The organism is Flavobacterium sp., from assembly GCF_040402835.1.
GTDB lineage: Bacteria > Bacteroidota > Bacteroidia > Flavobacteriales > Flavobacteriaceae > Flavobacterium.
In genome coordinates this window covers 1-1,553 of record NZ_JBBALW010000057.1, presented here as the reverse complement: position 1 = coordinate 1,553, position 1,553 = coordinate 1, and the positions used below count along the sequence as shown (strand labels likewise).

General features: G+C 30.8%; 1 protein-coding gene and 1 other RNA gene. One reads left to right on the top strand and one right to left on the bottom strand.

The features are described from left to right. Positions 1-253: 253 nt before the first annotated feature. An RNA gene (gene ffs, locus AC9UEH_RS11515) (signal recognition particle sRNA small type) lies at positions 254-351 on the bottom strand. Positions 352-436: 85 nt separating this feature from the next. Here ffs and AC9UEH_RS11510 point away from each other — a divergent pair. Further along, positions 437-1,486 carry a glutaminyl-peptide cyclotransferase gene (locus tag AC9UEH_RS11510; RefSeq protein ID WP_509532023.1) on the top strand — a complete coding sequence of 350 codons (1,050 nt, stop codon included), beginning with the start codon at positions 437-439 and terminating at the stop codon, positions 1,484-1,486. Positions 1,487-1,553 lie beyond the last annotated feature (67 nt).

The window sequence follows — 1,553 nt, the reverse complement described above, 5'->3', positions numbered from 1 at the left end:
GAAGCCTTTTTTTTGGCTTCTTTTTTATTTACTTTTATCGGACAACAATGATTTTAAAATGTAAATATAGTTATTTATGGGAATTGTAAAAATGTTTTTTTGAAAATCAAATGTTATTCATTAGTCCCGATTGCAGTGAAAATCCCACGCTTTTTAGCGTGGATTGAAGCGAAAAGCGGGTACAAACGTGTTGAAAGCTGTATCGTGTAACTCCAAAAAAAAAATCCTCCAAATAGGAAGATCACTTTATTAAAAAAGGCAAGCGGCCTACATCGCATCGCTCAACCACTTACCCTTGCTATGTTCCCATCCTGGGGGATTTCGCAGGAGCAGATCGTGTAGGACTTGCCGTTGCAAATATACAATTAATTTGTATTTTTGCAACTGAAAATTATAAACTTTTGTGTTGTATATTACAAGACTTTTAAAAATCATTATGAAAAATTATAACCTACTCTCAATCATTTTATTAGGCGCAATTATTGTTAGTTGCAACGGGTCAAAATCGGCAACTGAAAAATATTTTAGTTTTGATGACAGCAAATTTAGAACCGAATATAGCAATGAAGATGCCTTGTCTTTGCAATTATTGAATGCCGGAAACAAGAAAATTGACAGTATTGTTTATTTTGTAAACGATATAAAAATTGGTTCCAAGAAAGGTTTGGAAGCAGTTGCTTTTAACTTGAAAGATCAAAAATTAGGCTATCAAAACTTGAAAGCTTTGGTTTATTTTGAAGGTGAAAATCAAGAAATAACGTCAAGAGTAGAATTGGTTTCTAATGTGTCACCAAAATTATTAAAATTCACTATTGTAAATACCTATCCGCACGATATTACTTCATTTACCGAAGGTTTAGAATTTTTTAGAGATACCTTGTATGAAGGAACGGGACTTTATGGATTTTCGAAATTATTGAAAACAGATTACAAAACTGGAAAAATATATAAGACTTTGAAATTGGATTCGGGTTATTTTGGAGAAGGAATTACTTTTATAAATAACAAAATTTATCAGTTGACTTGGGAAGGAAAAGTTGGTTTTATTTACAATGTAGATACTTGGAAGGTTGAAAAAACTTTTGCGTTTGACAAACCAATTGAAGGTTGGGGAATGACCAATGACGGAAAATATATTTATCAATCAGATGGAACAGAGAAAATTTGGAAAATGGATGCAAACACTCAAAAAATGATTGATTATGTTAATGTTTATTCTGGAAGTAGCAAAATAAAAAGCGTGAATGAATTGGAATATATCAATGGTAAAATTTACAGTAATATTTGGCAAAAAGATGCTATTGCGATAGTAAATCCAGAAAGCGGTAAGGTTGAAGGAATTTTAAATATGTCCAGTTTGCGCAAATTAGTAAAAAATAAAGATGCCGAAGTATTGAATGGAATTGCTTACAACCCAAAAACAAAAACCATTTTTATAACTGGTAAAAAATGGGATAAAATGTTTGAGATTAAAGTTTCGGAATAGTTTTGGTTTATGTGACTAGTCCTAAATAATCGATACAGATTATTAGACAAAAATAGATAAATTAAAC